This is a genomic window from Pseudomonadota bacterium, assembly GCA_039028155.1.
Classification (GTDB): domain Bacteria; phylum Pseudomonadota; class Alphaproteobacteria; order SP197; family SP197; genus JANQGO01.
Window position 1 is genome coordinate 19,337 of the sequence record JBCCIS010000034.1, and the last position, 19,526, is coordinate 38,862.

Annotated in this window: 15 protein-coding genes; 7 read left to right on the forward strand and 8 right to left on the reverse strand. The window is 63.5% G+C overall.

What is annotated here, in order from left to right:
* Nucleotides 1-58: 58 nt before the first annotated feature.
* Together AAF563_16995 and AAF563_17000 are read left to right on the forward strand one after the other, a co-directional pair.
* A complete protein-coding gene (locus AAF563_16995; GenBank protein MEM7122980.1) occupies nt 59-547 on the forward strand; it encodes a hypothetical protein in 489 nt (162 codons plus the stop codon).
* Nucleotides 548-673: 126 nt separating this feature from the next.
* Nucleotides 674-1,480: an ectoine synthase gene (locus AAF563_17000; GenBank protein MEM7122981.1), complete on the forward strand. Its 807-nt coding sequence runs from the start codon at nt 674-676 to the stop codon at nt 1,478-1,480.
* A gap of 15 nt (nt 1,481-1,495) precedes the next feature.
* Here AAF563_17000 and AAF563_17005 read toward each other — a convergent pair whose 3' ends face one another.
* Nucleotides 1,496-2,416 carry a LysR substrate-binding domain-containing protein gene (locus AAF563_17005; GenBank protein MEM7122982.1) on the reverse strand — a complete coding sequence of 307 codons (921 nt, stop codon included), beginning with the start codon at nt 2,414-2,416 and terminating at the stop codon, nt 1,496-1,498.
* Nucleotides 2,417-2,629: 213 nt separating this feature from the next.
* On the opposite strand from AAF563_17005, the gene AAF563_17010 reads away from it, so the two are divergent.
* A complete protein-coding gene (locus tag AAF563_17010; GenBank protein MEM7122983.1) occupies nt 2,630-3,817 on the forward strand; it encodes an aminomethyltransferase family protein in 1,188 nt (395 codons plus the stop codon).
* Nucleotides 3,818-3,829: 12 nt separating this feature from the next.
* On the opposite strand, the gene AAF563_17015 is transcribed toward AAF563_17010, so the two are convergent.
* Both AAF563_17015 and AAF563_17020 read right to left on the reverse strand, forming a co-directional pair.
* A complete protein-coding gene (locus AAF563_17015) occupies nt 3,830-5,008 on the reverse strand; it encodes an aminotransferase class V-fold PLP-dependent enzyme (GenBank protein ID MEM7122984.1) in 1,179 nt (392 codons plus the stop codon).
* Between the two features lie 5 nt (nt 5,009-5,013).
* The gene (locus tag AAF563_17020) at nt 5,014-6,027 is read right to left on the reverse strand and encodes a zinc-binding dehydrogenase (GenBank protein ID MEM7122985.1); all 1,014 of its coding nucleotides are present in this window, start codon (nt 6,025-6,027) and stop codon (nt 5,014-5,016) included.
* A 172-nt stretch (nt 6,028-6,199) separates the two neighbouring features.
* On the opposite strand from AAF563_17020, the gene AAF563_17025 reads away from it, so the two are divergent.
* The 3 genes from AAF563_17025 to AAF563_17035 all read left to right on the forward strand — a co-directional run bounded on the left by AAF563_17025 (nt 6,200) and on the right by AAF563_17035 (nt 11,423).
* Complete coding sequence (locus AAF563_17025) at nt 6,200-7,978, forward strand: ABC transporter ATP-binding protein/permease (GenBank protein ID MEM7122986.1); 1,779 nt, start codon at nt 6,200-6,202, stop codon at nt 7,976-7,978.
* A 99-nt stretch (nt 7,979-8,077) separates the two neighbouring features.
* Nucleotides 8,078-9,268 (forward strand): MFS transporter, encoded by a 1,191-nt coding sequence (locus AAF563_17030; protein MEM7122987.1) that lies wholly within the window; start codon nt 8,078-8,080, stop codon nt 9,266-9,268.
* A gap of 58 nt (nt 9,269-9,326) precedes the next feature.
* Nucleotides 9,327-11,423, forward strand: coding sequence for an acetate--CoA ligase family protein (locus AAF563_17035; GenBank protein ID MEM7122988.1), 2,097 nt, complete (start codon nt 9,327-9,329; stop codon nt 11,421-11,423).
* A 3-nt stretch (nt 11,424-11,426) separates the two neighbouring features.
* Here the strand turns inward: AAF563_17035 and AAF563_17040 are convergent, their stop codons facing one another.
* Nucleotides 11,427-12,221, reverse strand: a complete 795-nt coding sequence (locus AAF563_17040) for a hypothetical protein (protein MEM7122989.1) — start codon at nt 12,219-12,221, stop codon at nt 11,427-11,429.
* Entirely contained in the window at nt 12,214-13,023 is an 810-nt protein-coding gene (locus tag AAF563_17045) for an alpha/beta hydrolase (protein ID MEM7122990.1), read from the reverse strand. The genes AAF563_17040 and AAF563_17045 overlap by 8 nt, the downstream gene beginning before the upstream one ends.
* Before the next feature lie 311 nt (nt 13,024-13,334).
* On the opposite strand from AAF563_17045, the gene AAF563_17050 reads away from it, so the two are divergent.
* Entirely contained in the window at nt 13,335-14,555 is a 1,221-nt protein-coding gene (locus AAF563_17050) for an MFS transporter (protein MEM7122991.1), read from the forward strand.
* Between the two features lie 25 nt (nt 14,556-14,580).
* Here the strand turns inward: AAF563_17050 and AAF563_17055 are convergent, their stop codons facing one another.
* Genes AAF563_17055 through AAF563_17065 form a run of 3 tightly spaced genes read right to left on the reverse strand, consistent with a single transcriptional unit; the run spans nt 14,581 to nt 19,474 of the window.
* Complete coding sequence (locus AAF563_17055; protein ID MEM7122992.1) at nt 14,581-15,537, reverse strand: P1 family peptidase; 957 nt, start codon at nt 15,535-15,537, stop codon at nt 14,581-14,583.
* On the reverse strand, nt 15,534-18,164 hold the full coding sequence (gene pepN / locus AAF563_17060) for an aminopeptidase N (GenBank protein ID MEM7122993.1): 2,631 nt from the start codon (nt 18,162-18,164) through the stop codon (nt 15,534-15,536). Before pepN ends, AAF563_17055 begins: the two co-directional genes overlap by 4 nt.
* The gene (locus tag AAF563_17065) at nt 18,161-19,474 is read right to left on the reverse strand and encodes a Gfo/Idh/MocA family oxidoreductase (protein MEM7122994.1); all 1,314 of its coding nucleotides are present in this window, start codon (nt 19,472-19,474) and stop codon (nt 18,161-18,163) included. The genes pepN and AAF563_17065 overlap by 4 nt, the downstream gene beginning before the upstream one ends.
* Nucleotides 19,475-19,526 lie beyond the last annotated feature (52 nt).

The window sequence follows — 19,526 nt, forward strand, 5'->3', positions numbered from 1 at the left end:
CGACTCACCGTCGGTGGATGACAGAATGACGGGACGATGGAGGCACAGTGCCGGACGTATGAAGCGACGGTTCTGGGAATCGACGATTCCCGGACTGGCGGTCTTTTCGGTTCTGAACGCAACGCAGGCGCAGGATCTATGTTCAGATCTCGACGAATTGATCGACGACGCGGGAACCCATTTCGTCGATGTGGCAACAGAAGCGAACGACGAAACCAGCGATCGCCTCGTCACGCGCGTCTTGCCCGGCGCCACCTACTGCCGTGTCAACCAGTCGTCGCTGAGCAGCGCCTACTACTGCGCTTGGGCGTTTCCCTACCGCGCCGAGCTTGCTGGCGAGACGTTCGACCGCCTTGCTCGAGATATCGGGGATTGCGTCGGCGCTGGAGCGACCGCTCAAAGTGGTCAGAGCGTCAACCACCCGGACACCTATGACGTTCGACGTTTTCAAACGGAAGAAGCGGACGTGAGTGTCGCGATCAAAGACAAGGTGGCCATGGACGCAACCTATGTTTTCGTGCGTATCCACGGCCGCGTGGATGACTAGCCGCCATCACGCTCAACGTCCGTCTTCGATGCGTGCGGTTGATGACGGTCTGCGCCTGGATTTGTTTGGCCTGACCCGTCATTGGGTCTCGTCGCCTTAGTTGTGCTGCGAGAGGAGATAGTCGACGTGTTTGTCAGCACCCTTGACGACCTTGAAAGACTAGGGCGCATCAAGTTCCCATCTGATGCTTCGTTTCGTTCGGCCCGGTTCCTGACTGCCGCTGACGGCATGGGGTTTTCCTATAACGAGAACCGGGTCAAGGGCGGCACCGACTTGAATGTCTGGCTCAAGCATCACTGGGAAGCCAACTACATCGTTTCCGGCCGAGGCGAGGTTACGGATTTAACGCGGGGCGAGGCGTGGCCGCTTGAGGCGGGTGTCCTCTATGTTGTCGGCCCCAATGACCGGCATCGACTTTACTTCACCGAAGACGAATGCCACGTCAGCATCTTCTGTCCGCCGCTGACCGGCAATGAGCGGTTCGACAGTGACGGATCCTATGAGGCCAGCGGTCCGATAGAAAAGACCGACCGGCGCATGTTCGTCAAACGTGTCGACGAGATGCGCCAGGCCGAAGGGGAGATGGTCGTGGCTGATGGCCTTGTGCGTATCCAACGCATGCTGACCAAGGCCGATGGCGTCGGCTTCGGTTTCTCCGATGTGCGCCTCGACGCCGGCGCCGAGCTCACGCACTGGTACAAGCACCATCGCCAAGCGAACCACATTCTCTCTGGTTCCGGCGATGTGACGGATATGACGACCGGGCAGACCTGGGTCCTTGGTCCCAACATGTCCTACAACGTAGGGCCTGAAGACCGGCATCATCTTCGCGTCGACACCGACATGCATCTCTTAAGCATCGTCTGTCCGCCGCTTGTCGGAGACGAACAGTACGATCAGGACGGCGGCCTGCCTGCGAGCGTGTCTGTCTGACGTCGTGTCCCGGTGTTAAGCGGTCTGGGCGGCCTCCAAGAGCCAGGCGATGAATGCGCGGACTTCCGGCCTGTCTTGGCGCTCGGCTGTCGTTACGACGTCATAGCCGATGCCCGGCGCCGCCAGTTCGGCAAAGGGCTGCACCAGAAGGTTGGCTTCCAGGGGCTCACGAAGAATCGGCCCACTCGCCAGCACCACGCCGTGCCCAGCGATGGCCGCTTGGACGGCCAAGCCGTAATCGCTGAAGTGGAGGCCGCCGGCGGTATCGATCCTTTCGGCCCCGACATGCGCCAACCAGTTCTCCCAGACGAACCATTGCCGCGTCGAGCGCGCCCAGTCCATCGTCGAGAGATCCCAGTGGATCAGCGGCCGAGCGTTGAGGTCGCTGAGATGCCGAAGCCGAGGCGGCCCTTTGGCGAGGGACGGACTGCAGGCAGGGAAAATCTGGTCATCGAACAGCCGGTGGATGACGAGCCCCTCGTCGCTGTCGACCGCGTAACGAAGCGCCACATCAGTTTCACCACGTTGCAGATCGACAATACGTGGTGTCGACTCGATCAAGACGTTGACGTCCGGATGCGCCTCTCTGAATCCGGCGAGCTTTGGAACAAGCCACGTCGTTGCGATCGACGTCTCGACCGAGACGATAAGGCGACGTTCGTCTTGGGGCGCGCGCATCTGGCGGACCGATGCGGTGAGGTGCTGCATGGCGGCGGCCAAATCGTTCAGGCCCGCTTCTCCGTTCGCCGTCAAGGTGAGCGCGCGACCCTTCCGCAGCAAAAGGCGCGATCCCACCGACGCCTCGAGTTTGCCAACCAGCTGTTTCACAGCCGCCGGCGTCACATTCAGTTCGTCGGCGGCGGCGCTATAGCTCAGATGACGGGCCGCTGCCTCAAAGGCCCTGAGCGCGTTCAGCGAAGGTAACCAAGTGCTCATATCACTATTTAGATAAACTTAAACGAGCGATCAGTTCAAATGATTCGTTTCCATCCATGATTTGACTTTAGATATGATATCAAGAGCACGGTACCAACCGGCATGAGGCAAGCGATGTTGAAGGTTTGCTAAATGAAGGACAGCCGGATACCGGAAGGCTGATCCGGTCCTGCGCCAGCCTCTATCGAACCAGGTCCAAGGAGTTTTCTCATCATGACCGCGCCAGCAGCAGAGCCGATCCGCAATGTCGTGACGTCACACAACGAGCCCGGCTGGAACTACGGCTATCAGAACTCGCCCTACTTCGCGTTTGACCACGCCCGCGGCGCGAGCTTCGTCGTTTACAACCGCCGGCTCATGCCGATCGCGTTCGACGACGATGATCGGTTCGAGGACTATTGGGCGCTGCGCCGCGCGGCCACGATGCTGCCGACAGGCGAACTGCCGCTTGAGATCAAGGGCCCGGATGCCGAGCGCCTGTGCGACATGGTCTTCACAAAGGACATAACAAAGCTGAAGCCCGGCCGCTGCGCTTACGGCATCGCGTGCTATCCCGACGGCGGCCTGATCGTCGACGGAATCCTGATGCGCCTGGAGGCGGACCGTTTCTGGTACGTCCAGGCGGACGGCGACATTCATTCCTGGTTCATCGCCCACGCGCAGGGTCTGGATGTCGAGGTTCGGGATCCCAATGTCTGGGTCAATCAGGTCCAAGGTCCGCTTGCGTTGGACGTGCTCGCCAAAGCGGCTGACAACGGGTTGCCGGATCCGTTCGGCTACTTTGCGATCGCGGATATCACGATCGGCGGCCAGCGTGTCATCGTAACGCGCACGGGTTGGACCGGTGAGGTTGGCTGGGAGTACTACAGTTTCCCCGAGACCGACTGCCACAAGCTATGGCGTGACATCATGAGGGCCGGCGAGAGCGCGGGCATGGTCCATATCGGTCTCGATTCCATGGACATCCGACGCATCGAGGCGGCTATCTTGAACGCGGGCTCGGACTTCGATCACACAATGAATCCTTTCCAGGCGGGTCTCGGTCCCATGGTTGATCTGAAGAAAGCGGATTTCTTCGGCAAGGCCGCGTTGCTCGAGGCAGACCAGAGACCGTTGCTCTACGGCGTCCGCTGCGCCGATGCCGAACCGCTGACCTCGGGACCGGTTGCAAAATCCGGAAAGGCTGTCGGCCATCTTTCGGCGGCTGCGTGGTCGCCTTTTCTCTCTTGCGGGATCGGCTACGTCCGCCTGGACGATACTGAGCATGGTCCGGGTGACGCCATCGAAGTCGTCGGTGTCGACGGCAAGACCTATGCTGCGGAAATCGTCGAACTGCCCTACTACGACAAAGAAAAGCGGATCCCGCGCGGCCTTGATAAGGAGATTCCGGCGCGTGCGTGAGGCGGTACCGCTCTATAACGCGGCGACGGCGGCAACCAGCCGATCGATCTCGTCTTCGCTGTTGTAGTAGTGCGGCGCGGCGCGCACCAACGGCGGCAAATGGCGCGCCTCGAAGTCAAGCAGAGTCGATGTCGGCCTCGACGTACCGACGGCCATGTTCTGGGCCGCAAGACGCTGTTGCACCTCTTTCGGCTTCAGCCGGTCATGGCTGAAGGTGACGATGGCGCAGCGCGTCTTGCCGGCATCGTGGACACGGACATCGGGCAGGGCGTCGAGGCGCTCGCGTAGCGGCCCTGCCAAGTCTTGGATTCGCTGCCATATGGCATCGAGGCCTATGGCGCAGGTGTAGTCGACGGCGACGCCCAGGCCGATCTTACCGGCGACGTAGTTTTCCCAGTTCTCGTAACGGCGGGCATCGCCACGGACGGTGTAGTCATCCGGCGCCGTCCACGTCGCGCTCAGCAGGTCGAGTACCGGCGGCTCGCAGCGCGTCAGCATGGTGTTTCGCGCGTAGAGAAATCCCGTGCCTCGCGGTCCACGCAGGAACTTGCGACCGGTCGCCGAGAGGAAGTCGCAACCGATCGTATCGACATCCAGCGGCATCTGACCGACCGATTGACAGGCGTCGAGCAGATAAGGAATGCCATGACGACGCGCCACCTTGCCGATCTCCGCCGCCGGGTTGACCAGCCCGCCGGAGGTCGGGACGTGAGTCACGGCGATCAGCTTGACCCGGTCGTCGATCATCTTTCCCAGTGCCTCGACATCGGCCTCGCCGTCGGGCGTGTTGGGAATGATGTCGATGACGATGCCGCGCCGCTTGGCGGTCTGTAGGAAGGCGATGTAGTTGGAGGCGTACTCGGCGATCACCGTCAGCACCCGGTCGCCAGGCTTCATATCCTGGGCCAGGCCGTAGAAGGCCTGACACCAGGCGACAGTCGCGTTTTCGACGACGGCGATTTCGTCGGCGCCGCAGTTCAGCATGCCGGCAATCGCGTCATAGGTGTTTTGAAGCGGGCCGGCGGCCTTTCCTGCGGCCTCGTAACCGCCGATCCGCGCTTCCAGATCCAGATGAGCCTTCACCGCGTCGATCACCGGGTTCGGCATCAGGCTGGCACCGGAGTTGTAGAAATAGGCGAGGTCAGCTGTTGCCGGCGTGTCATCGCGAAGACGTTTCAAATCCAAAGCCATGGTGATCAATCCATCAAGAGAACCATCTTGCCCGTCATGCCGCCCTGTTCGAGGCGCTGCTGTGCCGCCGCGGCCTCTACCAGCGGAAATGTCTCGGCGACATGCAGTCTGAGCTTGCCGTCGGCCATCAACCCCATCGCCTGGTTCACAATACCGCCTTGCTGGGCGGCATGTGCGGTATCGCCGATCCACATGGCCATCAGCATCATCACGTTGTGGACCGTAATGTTGCGGTTGAAGGCATCACTGCTGTCGTTGTCGCTTGTCAGACCGGTCAGGCCGACGACCCGCCCGAACGGCGCCATGGCGTGAAAGGTCGCGTGCATGACGTCGCCACCGACATTGTCGAGGGCGACATCAATGCCCCGGCCGTCCGTCCAGACAAGCGCGGCGGCGGCGACGTCTTCGCGGCGGTAGTTAAACGTATGGTCGGCGCCCAGGTCCTTTACGAACGCCGCCTTGTCATCATCCCCAACGGTCGCCGCCACCCTGGCGCCCCTGAGCTTGGCCAGCTGGATCGCGACGTGGCCGGTGCCGCCGGCACCACCATGGATCAGGCAGTGTTCGTCAGATGCGAGCTGAGCGCGCTGGTATAGTGCCTCCCAACAGGTGATGGTGACCAGCGGTGCGGCGGCCGCTTCCGCGAAACTCACGTTCTCCGGTTTGCGTGCCAGGCTGTGCGCCGGAACCACGGCGAACTCAGCATAGGTACCGGGGTCGCCGCCGATGCCGCCGTAGCAGAACGCAACCTCTTCGCCCTGCAGAATTCCGCGGACCTTGTCGCCGACCGCCTCGACAATGCCGGCGCCGTCGCTGCCCAGGATGATCGGTTGATCGTCCTTGATCAAAGGTCCGGACCGGCGCAGATGAACGTCGAAGGGATTCAGGCCGGCCGCCTTCAAGCGGACCAGGACATCGTGGGGTCCCCGTGGCCAGTCAAGCGGCACCTCCGCCACCTCCAGGACCTCCGTACCGCCTTTGCCGGCCGCAACCACGGCCTTCATCTTTGTCTTGGCCACTATCATCCCCATATGACCTGTTTCGGTGTTTCGCGCGTACCATAGACGCGCGATTTTATCCACGCGGGGACCGCCTTTGGCGAACACAACCGATCCGGCGACGGCACCGCAGGCCGAACTAGCGGCCAAGGCCGCGGAGACGACGAGCGGTTGGCGGACACTTGCGCGCCTACTGCCTTATCTGTGGCCCAGCAATCAGCCCGGCATGCGGCTGCGCGTGGTCGCGGCCATGGTTTTCCTGATCGCCGCCAAGGTCGCGATCATCTACGTCCCCATCTATTACAAGGATGCGATCGATGTCCTGGCGCCGGCCGATGTCGGTATGGCCGTCGCGCTGCCGTTGGGCCTGATTCTCGCCTATGGCGCGGCGCGCGTCCTATCGCTGGCCTTCGGCGAGCTGCGCGACGCGATCTTCGCCAAGGTCGGCCAGCGCGCCATCCGAAGCGTCGCGCTCAACGTCTTCCGTCACCTGCACAAGCTGTCGCTGCGATTCCATTTGGAACGCCAGACCGGCGGCCTATCGCGCGCCATCGAACGCGGCACCAAGGCGATCGAACTCTTGCTGCGCTTCAGCCTGTTCAACATCATTCCGACACTGATCGAAATCACGATGGTCTTCGTGATCCTGTGGATCATGCTGGACTTCGCGATCGCTGCCGTTACGGCGGTGACGGTTATTGTCTATATCGTCTACACCATGGTGGTGACGGAATGGCGCATCAAGTTCCGCCGCCAGATGAACGAGCAGGATTCAAGCGCCAATACCAAGGCGATCGATAGCCTGCTGAACTATGAGACCGTCAAGTACTTCGGCAACGAAGAACATGAGGCCCAGCGCTACGACAAGGCGCTCCAGCGCTATGAGACCGCCGCCGTGCGCAACACGACGTCGCTTTCGGTCCTCAACATCGGTCAGGCGATCATCATCTCGATCGGTTTGACCATGGTCATGATTATGTCAGGACAAGGCATCGTCGACGGCAGTCTGACGGTCGGCGATTTTGTCCTGGCCAACACCTATCTCATGCAGCTTTACCAGCCGCTCAACTTCTTCGGCTTCGTCTATCGCGAGATCAAGCAGGCGTTGATCGACATCGAAACGATGTTCCAGCTTCTCGCTGTCGACACGGAGATCGCCGACAAGGCGGACGCACCGGATCTGAAGCTGGCCGGCGGCGAGGTACGGTTCGAGGATGTCGACTTCGGCTATGATCCCCGCCGGCCGATCCTGAAGGGGATTAGCTTCCGGGTGCCGCCCGGCCATTCGGTCGCGATCGTTGGGCCGTCCGGCGCCGGCAAGTCGACCATCAGTCGCCTGCTCTACCGGTTTTATGATGTCGGCAACGGGCGCATCACGATCGATGGCCAGGATATCCGCGACGTCGGCCAGGCCTCGGTGCGGCGCGCCACCGGCATCGTGCCTCAGGACACCGTGCTGTTTAACGACACCATCTATTACAACATCGCCTATGGCCGGCCCGACGCGTCGCCGGCCGAGGTGGAGAGCGCGGCACGGCTGGCACACGTCCATGATTTCATTATGGCCTTGCCGGACGGCTACCAGTCCATGGTCGGCGAACGCGGCCTGAAGCTCTCCGGCGGCGAAAAGCAGCGCGTCGCGATCGCGCGCACGATCATCAAGGACCCCTGCATTCTGCTGTTCGACGAGGCGACCAGCGCGCTCGATACCCAGACGGAACAGGAGATCCAGGCCAACCTGCGCGACCTGTCTGAGGGCCGCACGACGCTGATCATCGCCCACCGGCTATCGACCGTCGTCGATGCCGACGAGATTATCGTGTTGGACCAGGGGCAGATTATTGAACGCGGCAACCATGCCGACCTGATTGCCGCCGACGGCCGTTACGCCGAGATGTGGCGGCGTCAGCAGGAAGGCGCCGACAACGGTAACAGCGGAAGGAACGGGCAAATCGAGCCCGCGCCCGCCTGAGGCAACCCAGCTATGCGTGGTTAGCGCTTGTGCGATGCTGAGAAAGGCCGTCGGATAGACTCCGCATAAGTTCATCCAAGCTGCCGGGGGCGCAGCAACGTGCGGGGTATTCATCTTCCCGTCTGGTTCGGGGTCGCCGACTTGCCCAAGGCGATACCCTTCGCGTGGCTTTACGCGACCCAGGGCATGGCCCGCACCGTCCTGATGACCATCATCCCGCTTCGCGCTCTCGAGCTGCTCGGCACCGCCCAGGAAGTCAGCGTGCTCTACCTGGCGGTCAGCGCCTGCGGGCTTGCGGTCAGTCTCACCATTCCGCTGATGGTACATCTGATCCGGCGGCGCCGGGTCGTTGTCGTCGGTACGCTCGCCATGATGGTCGCGGCGGTGTTGCTGCTCAGCGACAATCTCTTCGTCTACGCGCTCGGCATGTTCTTTTATGTCGCCGGCTCGATCGCGATCGATGTCAGCCTGAACCTCTATCTGATGGACACGATCCCGCGCCGGGAGTTCGCGCGGTTCGAGCCGGTGCGCATCTGGTTCATGGGCGTCGCCTTCATCATCGGTCCCTACCTCGGCGTCTGGCTTTGGACCAACGTCGCCTATTGGCTGCCGTCGCTGCTCACGATCGGCTTCAGCCTCTCTCTGCTGGTGCTGTTCCTTTACCTCAGACTGTCGGACAACCCAGCCATCCAGGCGGCCAAAACGCCGCCGCCCAATCCGCTGCGTTTCTTCGTGAGATTCTTTCGTCAGCCACGGCTGCGTCTTGCCTGGCTCTTGGCGGTCGGTCGTTCGGCGTGGTGGGCAATGTTCTTCATCTACGCGCCCATCTACTGCGTCGAATCGGGGTTGGGTGACGATGTCGCCGGCATGATGGCGTCCGCCGGATCTGCCTCGGTGTTGCTGGTGCCTTTGTGGGCAAAGATCGGCCGCCGCTATGGCATCCGCGCATTGATGCTTGCGGGCTACGCGGCCAGTGCCGTAGTCAGCGTCATCGTCGCGGTGTTCGCCGGCTCGCCATGGCTCGGCGTCGGCCTTTTGATGGCAGCCGCAGTCGTGACCTCGCTGATCGATGGCGCCGGCAACATGCTCTTCCTGCGCGCCGTCCACCCCCATGAGCGCCCGGAGATGACCTCGGTCTTCGCGACCTTCCGCGATACCTCGCAGATCGGGCCGCCGGCCGTCTTCTCTGTCCTGCTCAAGGTCTTCGCCTTGCCGGCGGTGTTCGTTGCGGGCGGTGTCGGCATGGCGGCCATGGCGTACTACGCGCGTTTCGTGCCCAAGCGCTATTGACGGGAGCCGTATGCCCCCGTTCACTGATGGCGCCCGCCTTCTGACCGAGTAACCCCGCATGAGCAATGTCCTCGCGCCGCGCCTCTCGATCGCCGAGATCATGAATCCCCGTTCGGTCGCGGTCATCGGCGGCTCGGAAGACTTGCGGAAGTTCGGTGCCCGCGTTCTGAACAATACCATCCAGGGGGGTTTTCCAGGCCGCATCGTGCCAGTCAATCCGAAGCGTGAGACCGTCTTTGGCCTGACCGCCGTACCCAAGGTCTCCGCGCTGGATGAACCGGTGGATGTCGCGGTGATCGCCGTGCCGCGCGCCCTGGTGCTCGACCAGCTCAGGGACTGCGCGGATTCCGGCGTTGGTTGTTGCGTGCTGATCACCGCGGGCTTCACCGAGACCGGCGACGACGGCGCACGCGTGCAGGAGGAGATCAATAGCGTCGCGCGCGCTGCGGGCATGCGGCTGATTGGCCCCAATTGTCTGGGCCTGACCAACACGCACGCCAAACTGATCATGAACTCGTCGCCCTCAATGGAGCTGACGGCGCACGAACCCGGCGGCATCGGCTTCATCAGCCAGTCTGGCGCGCTGATGGCGACGGTCTATAACCGCGGCGTCTGCGACGGCGCGCGCTTCTCCAGCACCATATCGGTCGGTAACCAGGCCGACCTTGAGCTCGCCGACTTCATGGAATGGATGGCGGACGATCCAGCAACCCGCGTCGTCACGCTCTATGTCGAAGGGTTCAAAGACCCCGGCCGGTTTGTTGCCGCCGCCAAACGCTGCCGCGATGCCGGCAAACCGGTCTTGATGGTGAAGGCCGGCCGGTCGGAGGAGGGTGCGCGCGTCGCCATGAGCCACACTGCGAGCCTCGCCGGTTCGTGGCGCGTACTCCAGGCCGTCTGCCGCGACGCCGGTGTCATTCCCGTCGACGACACGGTCGCGATGATGCAGACGGCGGAAATGTTCTCACGCCATGGTGCGCCCATGGGCGACGGCATTCTCGTCATGTCCGGGTCCGGCGGCGCGGCGGCCATCACCAGCGATCTCTTCGCCGACCGCGGCCTGAGGCTCGCGGCGTTCTCAGCCCAGACGCGCACGGCGCTTGAGGAGATTTACGAGCCCGTGCAACTGGGCAACCCCCTGGACATCGGTGCGACACGGGCGAAGGACTTCGTTATCGTCGACGACAGCGGGCTGTCGGTCGCCGCCGCCGATCCGGATGTCAGCGCCAATCTGCTGGTCATCGCGACCGCGCCACAGCTGACGAAGTCGACGGAGATCCTGGCGAAAAGCGGGAAGGCGTCAGGTAAACCCACGGTCGTCGTTTTCGTCCCCGGTAACGCCAGCGACGAGGGCCGGCACATTGTTCGTGACATGGGCGTCCTCGGCTACGAGACGATCGACGAGGCGCTGCGCGTGCTGCAGGGCTGGATGACGCCGACCGCAGCGGGTCCCGAGCCCGTCCGCCCAGACGATCTTCCGCAAGGCGACCCGTTTGCCGGTATTGCTGACGGCATGGTCGATGAACACACGGTCAAGCAGGTCTTGTCGCGGTACGGCGTCCCGGTGACCCGCGAAGCGCCGGGCGAAAGCCTCGAAGACGCCATGACAGCTGCCGAGGCCATCGGCTTTCCGGTCGCGCTGAAGGGTTTCGGTCCCGACCTCATCCACAAGTCTGACGAGGGTGCGGTTGCGCTCAATCTGGCTGATCGGGCCGCCCTCGAAACGGCCTGGCAAGCCATGACCAAAGGCCTTGGCGCGCGCCTTGACGGCTTCCTCGTCGCTGAGATGGCCAACGGCATCGAGGAAGTCATCCTGGGCATCAAACACGACGATCAGTTCGGTCCTATGGTGCTGGTCGGCCTGGGCGGCGTACTGGCCGAGATCATCGACGACGTCGTCCTGCTGCCCGCGCCCGTCGCGCCCGAGAACGTCAAGGCGCTGATGAAAGGTCTTCGCCTTTGGCCCGTCTTCGATGGCGCGCGCGGCCGCCCGCAGCTCGACGTCGACGCGATCGCCGATGCCACTGCGCGCCTTTCCTGGCTTGCCGTCGACGCGGGCGAACGTCTCAAGGAACTCGACATCAACCCGCTATTCGTCCGCGCGTCTGGTCAGGGCGTCACCGCGGTCGACGCCAGGGCGCGGTTGGCCGGTTGATCTTCAGGACGTCCGGCCGAAGAAGTTGATGCGAATGTCGTCGCTGAAGATCGTGTCCGGCTGGGAGTCGTAGGACAGCACGAGCACGATGCGGTCAGGGCTCGCCTCAACCGGCGTCACGCGGTGGAGCGAACGATGGCCGTTGAAGAGGGCGAGCGTGCCGGCTTCCTGGTCTTCGCTCTGCAAGCCCGGCCACGCGCCGTCCATCACTTCGTCGTAGACGTCAAGCGCGCGGGCCTTGTCGGATTGGCGCACGGCGGGTGCGAATTCGAAGACGCCACCACGCCCTGCTTTCTGCAGCATTAAGGTGACGACGCCGTCATTGGGGTCGAAGTGCCAGCCGAGTTCGTCCGACGGCGCGTAGCCTGTCAGCATGCAGCCGACCATCGGGTCGGTGGCGCAGGGATAGTAGGGCGTGACGCCGAAGACCGTGCCCAGAAAGTCGGTCAGGGGTTGCCAGACATGGATTTGTCTAAGCGCCGACGTCTCGGGCATTCGGTCGCCGCCAGCGCTGCACACGGCCGCGCGCGTCGGGCGGTGCCAGGGGTAGAGGCCGGTTTCCTCGCCATGGTCGGCGTCACGGATACGTTCGTGCCAGTGTCCGTTGGCAAGCTGGCGTTCGGCTTCTTCGGCCATCGCGCGGACCGCATCAGAACGAATGAAGCCGGGCATGGTGAAGTAGCCGGGGTCGTCCAGCCCCGCCTTCGCGTCAGCGACCAACGCCTGGGCCTCGGGCGTGGCGAGGTCGGCAATTGGATATCGGTCGAGGTCGACAATGTCGGCCAGAATGTCAGGCATAGGCCGCGATGATCTCCCTGATCTTGGCGTTCACCACCTCCGGCTTATGGCCGCACAGCGAGAGGTGGCCGAGTCCCTCCAGCATATGAAAGTAGCCGTCGCCTGCCAACTCGGCGGCCTCGCGGCCCAGCTGCGGCGGTGCCTGCATATCCTGGCTGAAGCCAATGACATGCATCGGCACCTTGCATCCGGGCAGGCGGTCGCGCGTATCGAACTCGCAGCAGGCCTGCCATTGCGCGTCCAGCATGGCGCCGTCACGGTGTTCGTAGGCTTCCGATGTTACCTGCTTCAGTTTGTTCCAGAGCGCCTCGTCGCCCAGCACCTCCGACGGGTACATGAAGGCGCCATAGTGGGTCATGGCGAAGTCGGGCGGCAGGTCGCCGTGCTCGCGGCGGTATCGGATCTCCGACTCCATCCACTCGCGCGAGAAGCCGCTGGCATAGGCTTCCGTACCCATGGGTATCGCGACCTTCACCAGCTCAGGCCAGTTGATTGCCACTTCCTGGGTGATCATCGATCCCATGGAAAGCCCGGCGACGATGACCGGCGGATTGCACACCGCCTCGATCAGTTCGGCGCAGTCGCGCGCCATGTCCTTAATCGTCCACGGTGGCTGGTCGATGATGCCGGTCTCGCCAACGCCGCGCGGGTCATGGATGGTGTTGCGGAACTCGGGAAAACCCTCGACCTGCCAGCGCATCTCACGGCCACGCTGATCGCCGCCGGGAATCCAGACGATGTCCGACCCGTCGCCAGACTGTTCGTAATAGAGGTTGGCGCCTGATGTCTTGATATGCGGCATGGCAGCTTGTTTTCCTGGGCTGGTGGCTCGGGTGTGTGACGGGGGCATCGTCGACCCCTGAAGCGCCGGTCGCAAGTCCTGCCTCGCCCGGCGCCGCACCTGGCGTCCGCTGGCTCTCGGCGGTCTCAGCCGGTAAGCTCGGCGAGGGGCAACCCAATGGACCAAGGGTTTACCGTCGCGTTCTCACGCGGCCGAGCCTTCCGCGTATCGTCATTCCGAGGGGCGGCGTACCGAGTTTGACCGAAGCGTCATCAACCGACAGGCGTGCCTCAAGCCCACTCGGAACGCGCAAGCAAAACGCGGCCACCATCGTGGGCACGGCGCTGGAGTGGTACGACTTCGCCGCCTATGGCTTCCTCGCGCCAATCATCGGAAAGGTGTTCTTCCCGGCCGATGATCCCGTCGCCTCGCTGCTGGCGGCCTTTGGTGCGTTGGCCGTCGGGTATGCCGCGCGCCCCATTGGCAGTATCGTCTTCGGCCATCTGGGCGACCGTATGGGCCGCAAGCCGGCGCTGATGCTCTCGGTCGCAATGATGGGTTGCGCCACGTTGGGCGTTGCGGTCTTACCGGGTTACGCCGAGCTTGGCGTGACCGCCGCGGCACTGCTGATCCTGCTGCGGGCCATACAGGGCATATCCGTTGCCGGCGAATACAGCTGTTCGTCGGTTTTGCTGGTCGAGAAGGCGCCACCGGGTAGGCGAGGCATCATAGGGGGCTGGCTTGTGTCCGGCTGCAATCTTGGCTTTCTGCTCGGCGCGGCCGTCGGCGCGGGCGTCAGCAATCTGCTGGGCGAAGCGCAACTGGCGGCGTGGGGCTGGCGTGTCCCGTTTTTCCTGGGCGCTGCTGTCGCGATCTATGCGCTTTTCCTGCGTCGCGGCCTCGAGGAGTCGCCGGTGATGGTGTCGATAGAGGACGTCAGCCGGATTCCGGCACTGGAGGCGATCAGAACCAGCTGGCGCAGCATGATCCGCATCGTCTGTCTGGTCCTGCCGACCGGTGTGATGTACTTCGTCGTCTTCGTCTACGGTGCCTCCTACCTCACCGAAGAGATGCACTATTCGACCGCCGAAGCGCTCGATATCTCGACGCTGGCGCTCGTTTTCCTGGTGGTCATACCACCGGTCGCGGGCTTGGTATCCGACCGCGTCGGCCGCCGGCCAGTTATCCTCACGTTCGCGATTGCCAGCATTCTTCTGACCTGGCCGCTCTGGTGGGCGCTGCACCAGCACAGCCTCGCCTGGATCCTGTTCGCGCAGCTCGCCTTTGCCCTGATCAACGGCATCGGCTGGGGCATGACTGTCCCCGTGATGGTCGAGCTCTTGCCGCCGCGCGTACGCTGCAGCGGCGCCGGCATCAGCTACAACTTGTGCTTAGGCATCTTCGGCGGCATTACGCCTTGGGTCGCGACCTATCTGGTATCGCGCACGTCCGACGACTTCGCGCCGGCCTACTACGTCATCCTGGCCGCCATCATTGCGCTCATCGCAGCCCTGCGCATGCCCGAGTTGGCGCGCAGGCCGCTGGCGAGGTGAACCAGCGGGCCCGAATTCGCGCCCGTCAATCCTGCGGTATGGCGGCGAGCACGGCGTCCCACAGAGTCTCGGCGGCCATCTCGCCCAGCGTGATCGGACCGAGCCTGGGGTTATCAACCTCGCCGGTCGAGACGAGAAACAGGACATCGCCATCATAGATCGTGTGAAACGGCCGGATCATGCGGCCCATGGCGTTGTGGATTTGCCGGCTCATCTGCTGGCGGACATAACCCTCCAGGTTCTGGTTGGTGATGACGACGGTCAGCGTTGTGTTGCCGGGTCCCGCTTCATCTGACGCCAGATCGTCGGCCATGATATCGGCCATCGGTTTGCGCTCGCCGGTCTCGCGGTTCTGGAAGCCGCGCACGATCTGGCCGCTGCGATTGAAGATGCCGCCCAGTGCGTTGACCACGGAGATCGCCAAGATCTTCGTTTCGCCGATCTGCCGAAACGCCGCACCCTGACCGGATGTCTCCCATCCAAAGGGCGTCAGCGGCGCTGCGTTGCCAACCGTGGCCGACATGCCGGCGCCGCGGGCACCCACCGGAAACCAGCCGGGCTGTGCCGCGCCGAGCGCCGCTTCGCCCAACGCCTTGTCCGGATAGATCGCGTTCTCGCGATAGCCGAAGTCATAGATGATGGCGCCTGAGACCAGCGGCAGCGTGTCAAAGCCCGTGTCGTGTCCCCGTGAGGCCGACAACGCCGCGGTGACGCCGGCGCTTGCCTCAAGGCCCAGGATCGAACCGCCGGCCAGACAGATCGCGTCGACGGAACCGTAGTCGCCGACCATGCCGATCGCCCCGCCCCGCTTGTCGATATCCAGATTGGCGGTCTGGGCGAACCGAATGACCGTGCAGCCGGTCGGCCCCTCGGCATACTCCGCGACGCCGATCTCCACACCTGGAAAGTCGAATGCCAATCCTGGCCCGTCCGGCGGCGCCTGAGGCGTCAATGTCAGAGTGTCGTTGGAAACCGTGCTCACGAGGTGCTGTCGTCCAGCGACTTGCTGGCCTTCTCAAAGACATCACGCGACAGATTGGGCGTGCCCAGAATGCGGTCCAGAGCGCTCTTCATGAGCTGCTTGCGCGCGCTGTCGAACCGGCGCCAGCGGCCCAGGGGATCGATCAGACGCGCAGCGAGCTGCGGGTTCAGGGCATCGATCTCGATGATGCGGTCGGCGACAAAGCCATAACCCGCGCCGTCGGCGCGGTGGAAGTTCAAGGGATTGCCCATGGCGAAGGCGCCGACCAGCGCGCGAACCCGGTTGGGGTTGCGCAGGGTGAAGTCGTCGCGTTCCATCAACGCCGTCACCTGATCCAGCGTATCGTCGCGGCTCGACCGCGCCTGCACCGAATACCATTTGTCGACGACCAGGGCGTCGTCCTTGAAGCGCTCGTGGAAATCGTCCAGCGCCGACTGACGTTCGGGTGTCTTGAGCTCGCTAAGCAAGCCCAAGGCCGCCATGCGGTCGGTCATGTTGTCGCCGTTGCGGTACTGCGTCGCCACCATGTCGACATGGCCGCCGGCCGCCAGGTAACCAAGCGCGGTGTTCTTCAGCGCGCGGCGCCCCGCTTCCGCAGCGTCCGGACTATAGGGAACGTTGCTCAGGCACGCGCGGTAAGTGTCCTGCAGCAGACCGTCCAGTTCGCCGGCGATGGCCTCGCGCAGTGTTTCGCGCGCGGTGTGGATGGCTTCGACATCGACCACCTCCATCTGATCGGCGAGATAGCCTTCGCCGGGTAGCAGAATGGCCTGGGCGGCGAAGGCAGGGTCCAGCGCCCCATCGTCAATGATGCTTTTGATCGCGCCGATGAACGCGCCGTCTATCGCCATGTCCCGCCCGTTCTGGATCTCGGCAACACCGCGCAATAGGAGCCGCGTGCCGTATTGCTGGCCGGACTCCCAACGGTTGAAGGGATCGCTGTCATGGGCCATCAAAAACGCATCAGCCGTGTCGCCGGCATCGCTCCTGATCCGGACCGGCGCGGAGAACGCGCGGTTGATGGAGAGCACAGGATTTTCGGCAACCCCCTCGAACACGAAGGTCTGCTCGGCTTCCTGCAGGTGGACGACATGGCTTTTGCCTGAGGCGCCATCATAGGTCATCTCAAGCGGCGCGCCGTCGGGGCCGATCAAGGCGACATCGATCGGCATAAAGAGCGGCTTCTTGTCGGGTTGGCCGGGTGTCGGCGGCGTCACCTGACTGATGCCGACGGAATAGCGTTTTGCCGCTTCGTCCCAATGGCCGACGACCGAGAGTTCCGGCGTGCCAGCCTGGGAGTACCAGAGTTTGAAGTGGGTGAAGTCGACATCGTTGGCGTCCGCCATGGCGGCGACAAAGTCGTCGCAGGTCGCGGCCTCGCCGTCATGACGTTCGAAGTAGAGGTCGAGGCCGCGTCGGAACCCGTCTCGTCCGACGATGCGCTCGATCATGCGGATGACTTCAGCGCCCTTCTCGTAGACGGTCGGCGTATAGAAGTTGTTGATCTCGATATAGCTTGCCGGGCGTATCGGATGGGCAAGCGGGCTGGCGTCTTCGGGGAACTGCGCGGCGCGCAGGGCGCGCACGTCTTCGATGCGTTTAACCGGGCGGCTCCGCATGTCGGAGGAAAACTCCTGATCGCGAAACACGGTCAGGCCTTCCTTCAACGACAGCTGGAACCAGTCGCGGCAGGTCACGCGGTTGCCGGTCCAATTGTGAAAGTACTCGTGCGCGATGACCGATTCGATAAAGGCATAGTCGGCATCGGTCGCGGTCTCCGGGCTCGCCAGCACCAGCTTCGAATTGAAGATGTTGAGGCTCTTGTTCTCCATCGCCCCCATGTTGAAGTCGCCGACCGCGACGATGTTGAAGATGTCGAGGTCGTACTCCAGCCCGAAACGTTCCTCGTCCCAGCGCATGGAACGTTTGAGCGAATCCATCGCATAGGTGCAGCGCGGCTCGTTGCCGTGTTCCGACCAGATACGCAGGGCGACCTCGCGGCCCGACGCCGTGGTGAAGCTGTCTTCCAGGCAGCCGAGGTCGCCGGCGACCAGGGCGAACAGATAGGACGGTTTGGGGAAGGGATCGTGCCACACCGCGCGATGGTGGCCGTCATCGAAATCTTCCGACGAGACCGGGTTCCCATTCGAAAGCAGCACCGGGTACTGCGTCTTATCGGCGGTCATTGTGACGCGGTAGGTCGCCAGCACGTCCGGCCGGTCCTGGAAGAACGTGATGCGCCGGAACCCCTCGGCCTCGCACTGGGTGCAGAACATCCCGCTGGAGACATAAAGGCCTTCCAGCGCCGTGTTCGCGTCCGGCGCGATTTCGGTTTCGGTGACAAGTGTGAAGGTATCCGGCACCTCATGCAGAGTGAGGCCGTTGTCGTCGTGACTGTAAGCGTCATCGTCGAGCGGCTGGCCATCTAAGGCAATCGAGAGAAGTGGCAGGTTGTCGCCGTCGAGCTTGAACGGACCGCCGCCCTGGCCGTTGTCGACAACCGACATTGTTGCGCGGATCCGCGTCTTCGAGGGATCGAGGTCGAACTCAAGGCTGACGTCGGTGATCCGGTAGGCCGGCGGGCGGTAGTCCTCCAGGCGGATCGTGCGCGGTTCTTCGGTTCTCATGCTGCGGTCTCCCGTTGGCCTTGGGGGCCGATGGTGTTTTCCATTGCGCGGCGGGTTCGTACCGCCGGATCGTTATCATCAATGACGACGTCGGCCCAGCGCAGCGCCTGGCCGGCACCAACGTCATGGCGAAGCGCGATATCCTGGGCCAGACCGATGGGCAGCAGGCTCTCACCGAGCGATCGTTGCGCGGGCACCAGCTTGCCCCATACCGTCGCGCCACCCTCACCGTCGAGCAGCTCGCCGACCTTGAGATCACGCTTGGCGACGGCGACAGCATCGCCACGAAAGGCCTGAGGCGAGCCGGTTGGCTCGCCGCGCACCGCGATACTGGCGACGGAGATGCCGAGTTCCAGGCCGATCAGATGATAAGGCTTCCACATCGCGGTGTAGCGTCCGCTGGCGTCTGTCGCCATGCCGTACTCGCGGAAACAACGGGCGGCGTAGTCGTCGCCCACCGTCATCGTGACGTAGACGCCCCAGCGCAGGTCATCGGCGACCGGGGAACCGTCGCGCGCCAGGCTGCTGACGACCTCGACCATGCCCGGCGCCGGCAGTTGGCCGCCGTCGGATTGCGGCTTCAGAACCTCCGAGAGTTCATGGCAACCGACCGGCGGGAAACCGAGGCCGTCGTCGGGTGGCGTCAGGCCGGTGGCGTTCGCGACGGCCGCCATCTCGATTCCTGACTTGGTGCCGTCCAGGAACGAGTTGAACATCTTCGGGTTCATGCCGCCGGCCTTCGCTTCCTCCGGCGTCACGCCGTAGTGCGACCAGACGGTCTCCGGCGTCGATTGGTGAAAGGCGGGCAGATACTTGGTGCCCTTGCCGGCACAGACGATCTTGAAACCGGCCGCGCGGCCCCAGTCGACGAGTTCGGCGATAAGCGCCGGCTGGTCGCCATAGGCGAGCGAATAGACCAGACCGGCTGCCCGTGCGTCGCGGGCAAGCAGGGGCCCGGCCAGAACGTCTGCCTCGACATTCACCATGATGAGATGGCGGCCCTCGCGGATGGCGGTCGCAGCATGGCGCAGGCCAGCAGCCGGGTGGCCTGTCGCCTCGATGACGATCTCGACACCGTCGCGCGCGATCAGGTCTTCCGCGTCGTCGGTGACGGGTGTCTTCGCATCATCCCAGCCGGCCTGAGCCATCGTCCGCCCGGCCTGGTCCACGTTTAGATCGGCAATGCCGATCAACCGTAGGCCGGGTGTATGGCGGGCGCGATTCAGGAACATGGCGCCGAACTTGCCGGCGCCGATCAGCGCGACGCCAACCGGGGTTTCGCGTGCGCGCATGCCGGCATAAAGGTTCAATTGCGACTCCGGGCGACCGAGGGGTGCGCATCCTGCCCGAAATCGGCTGCCG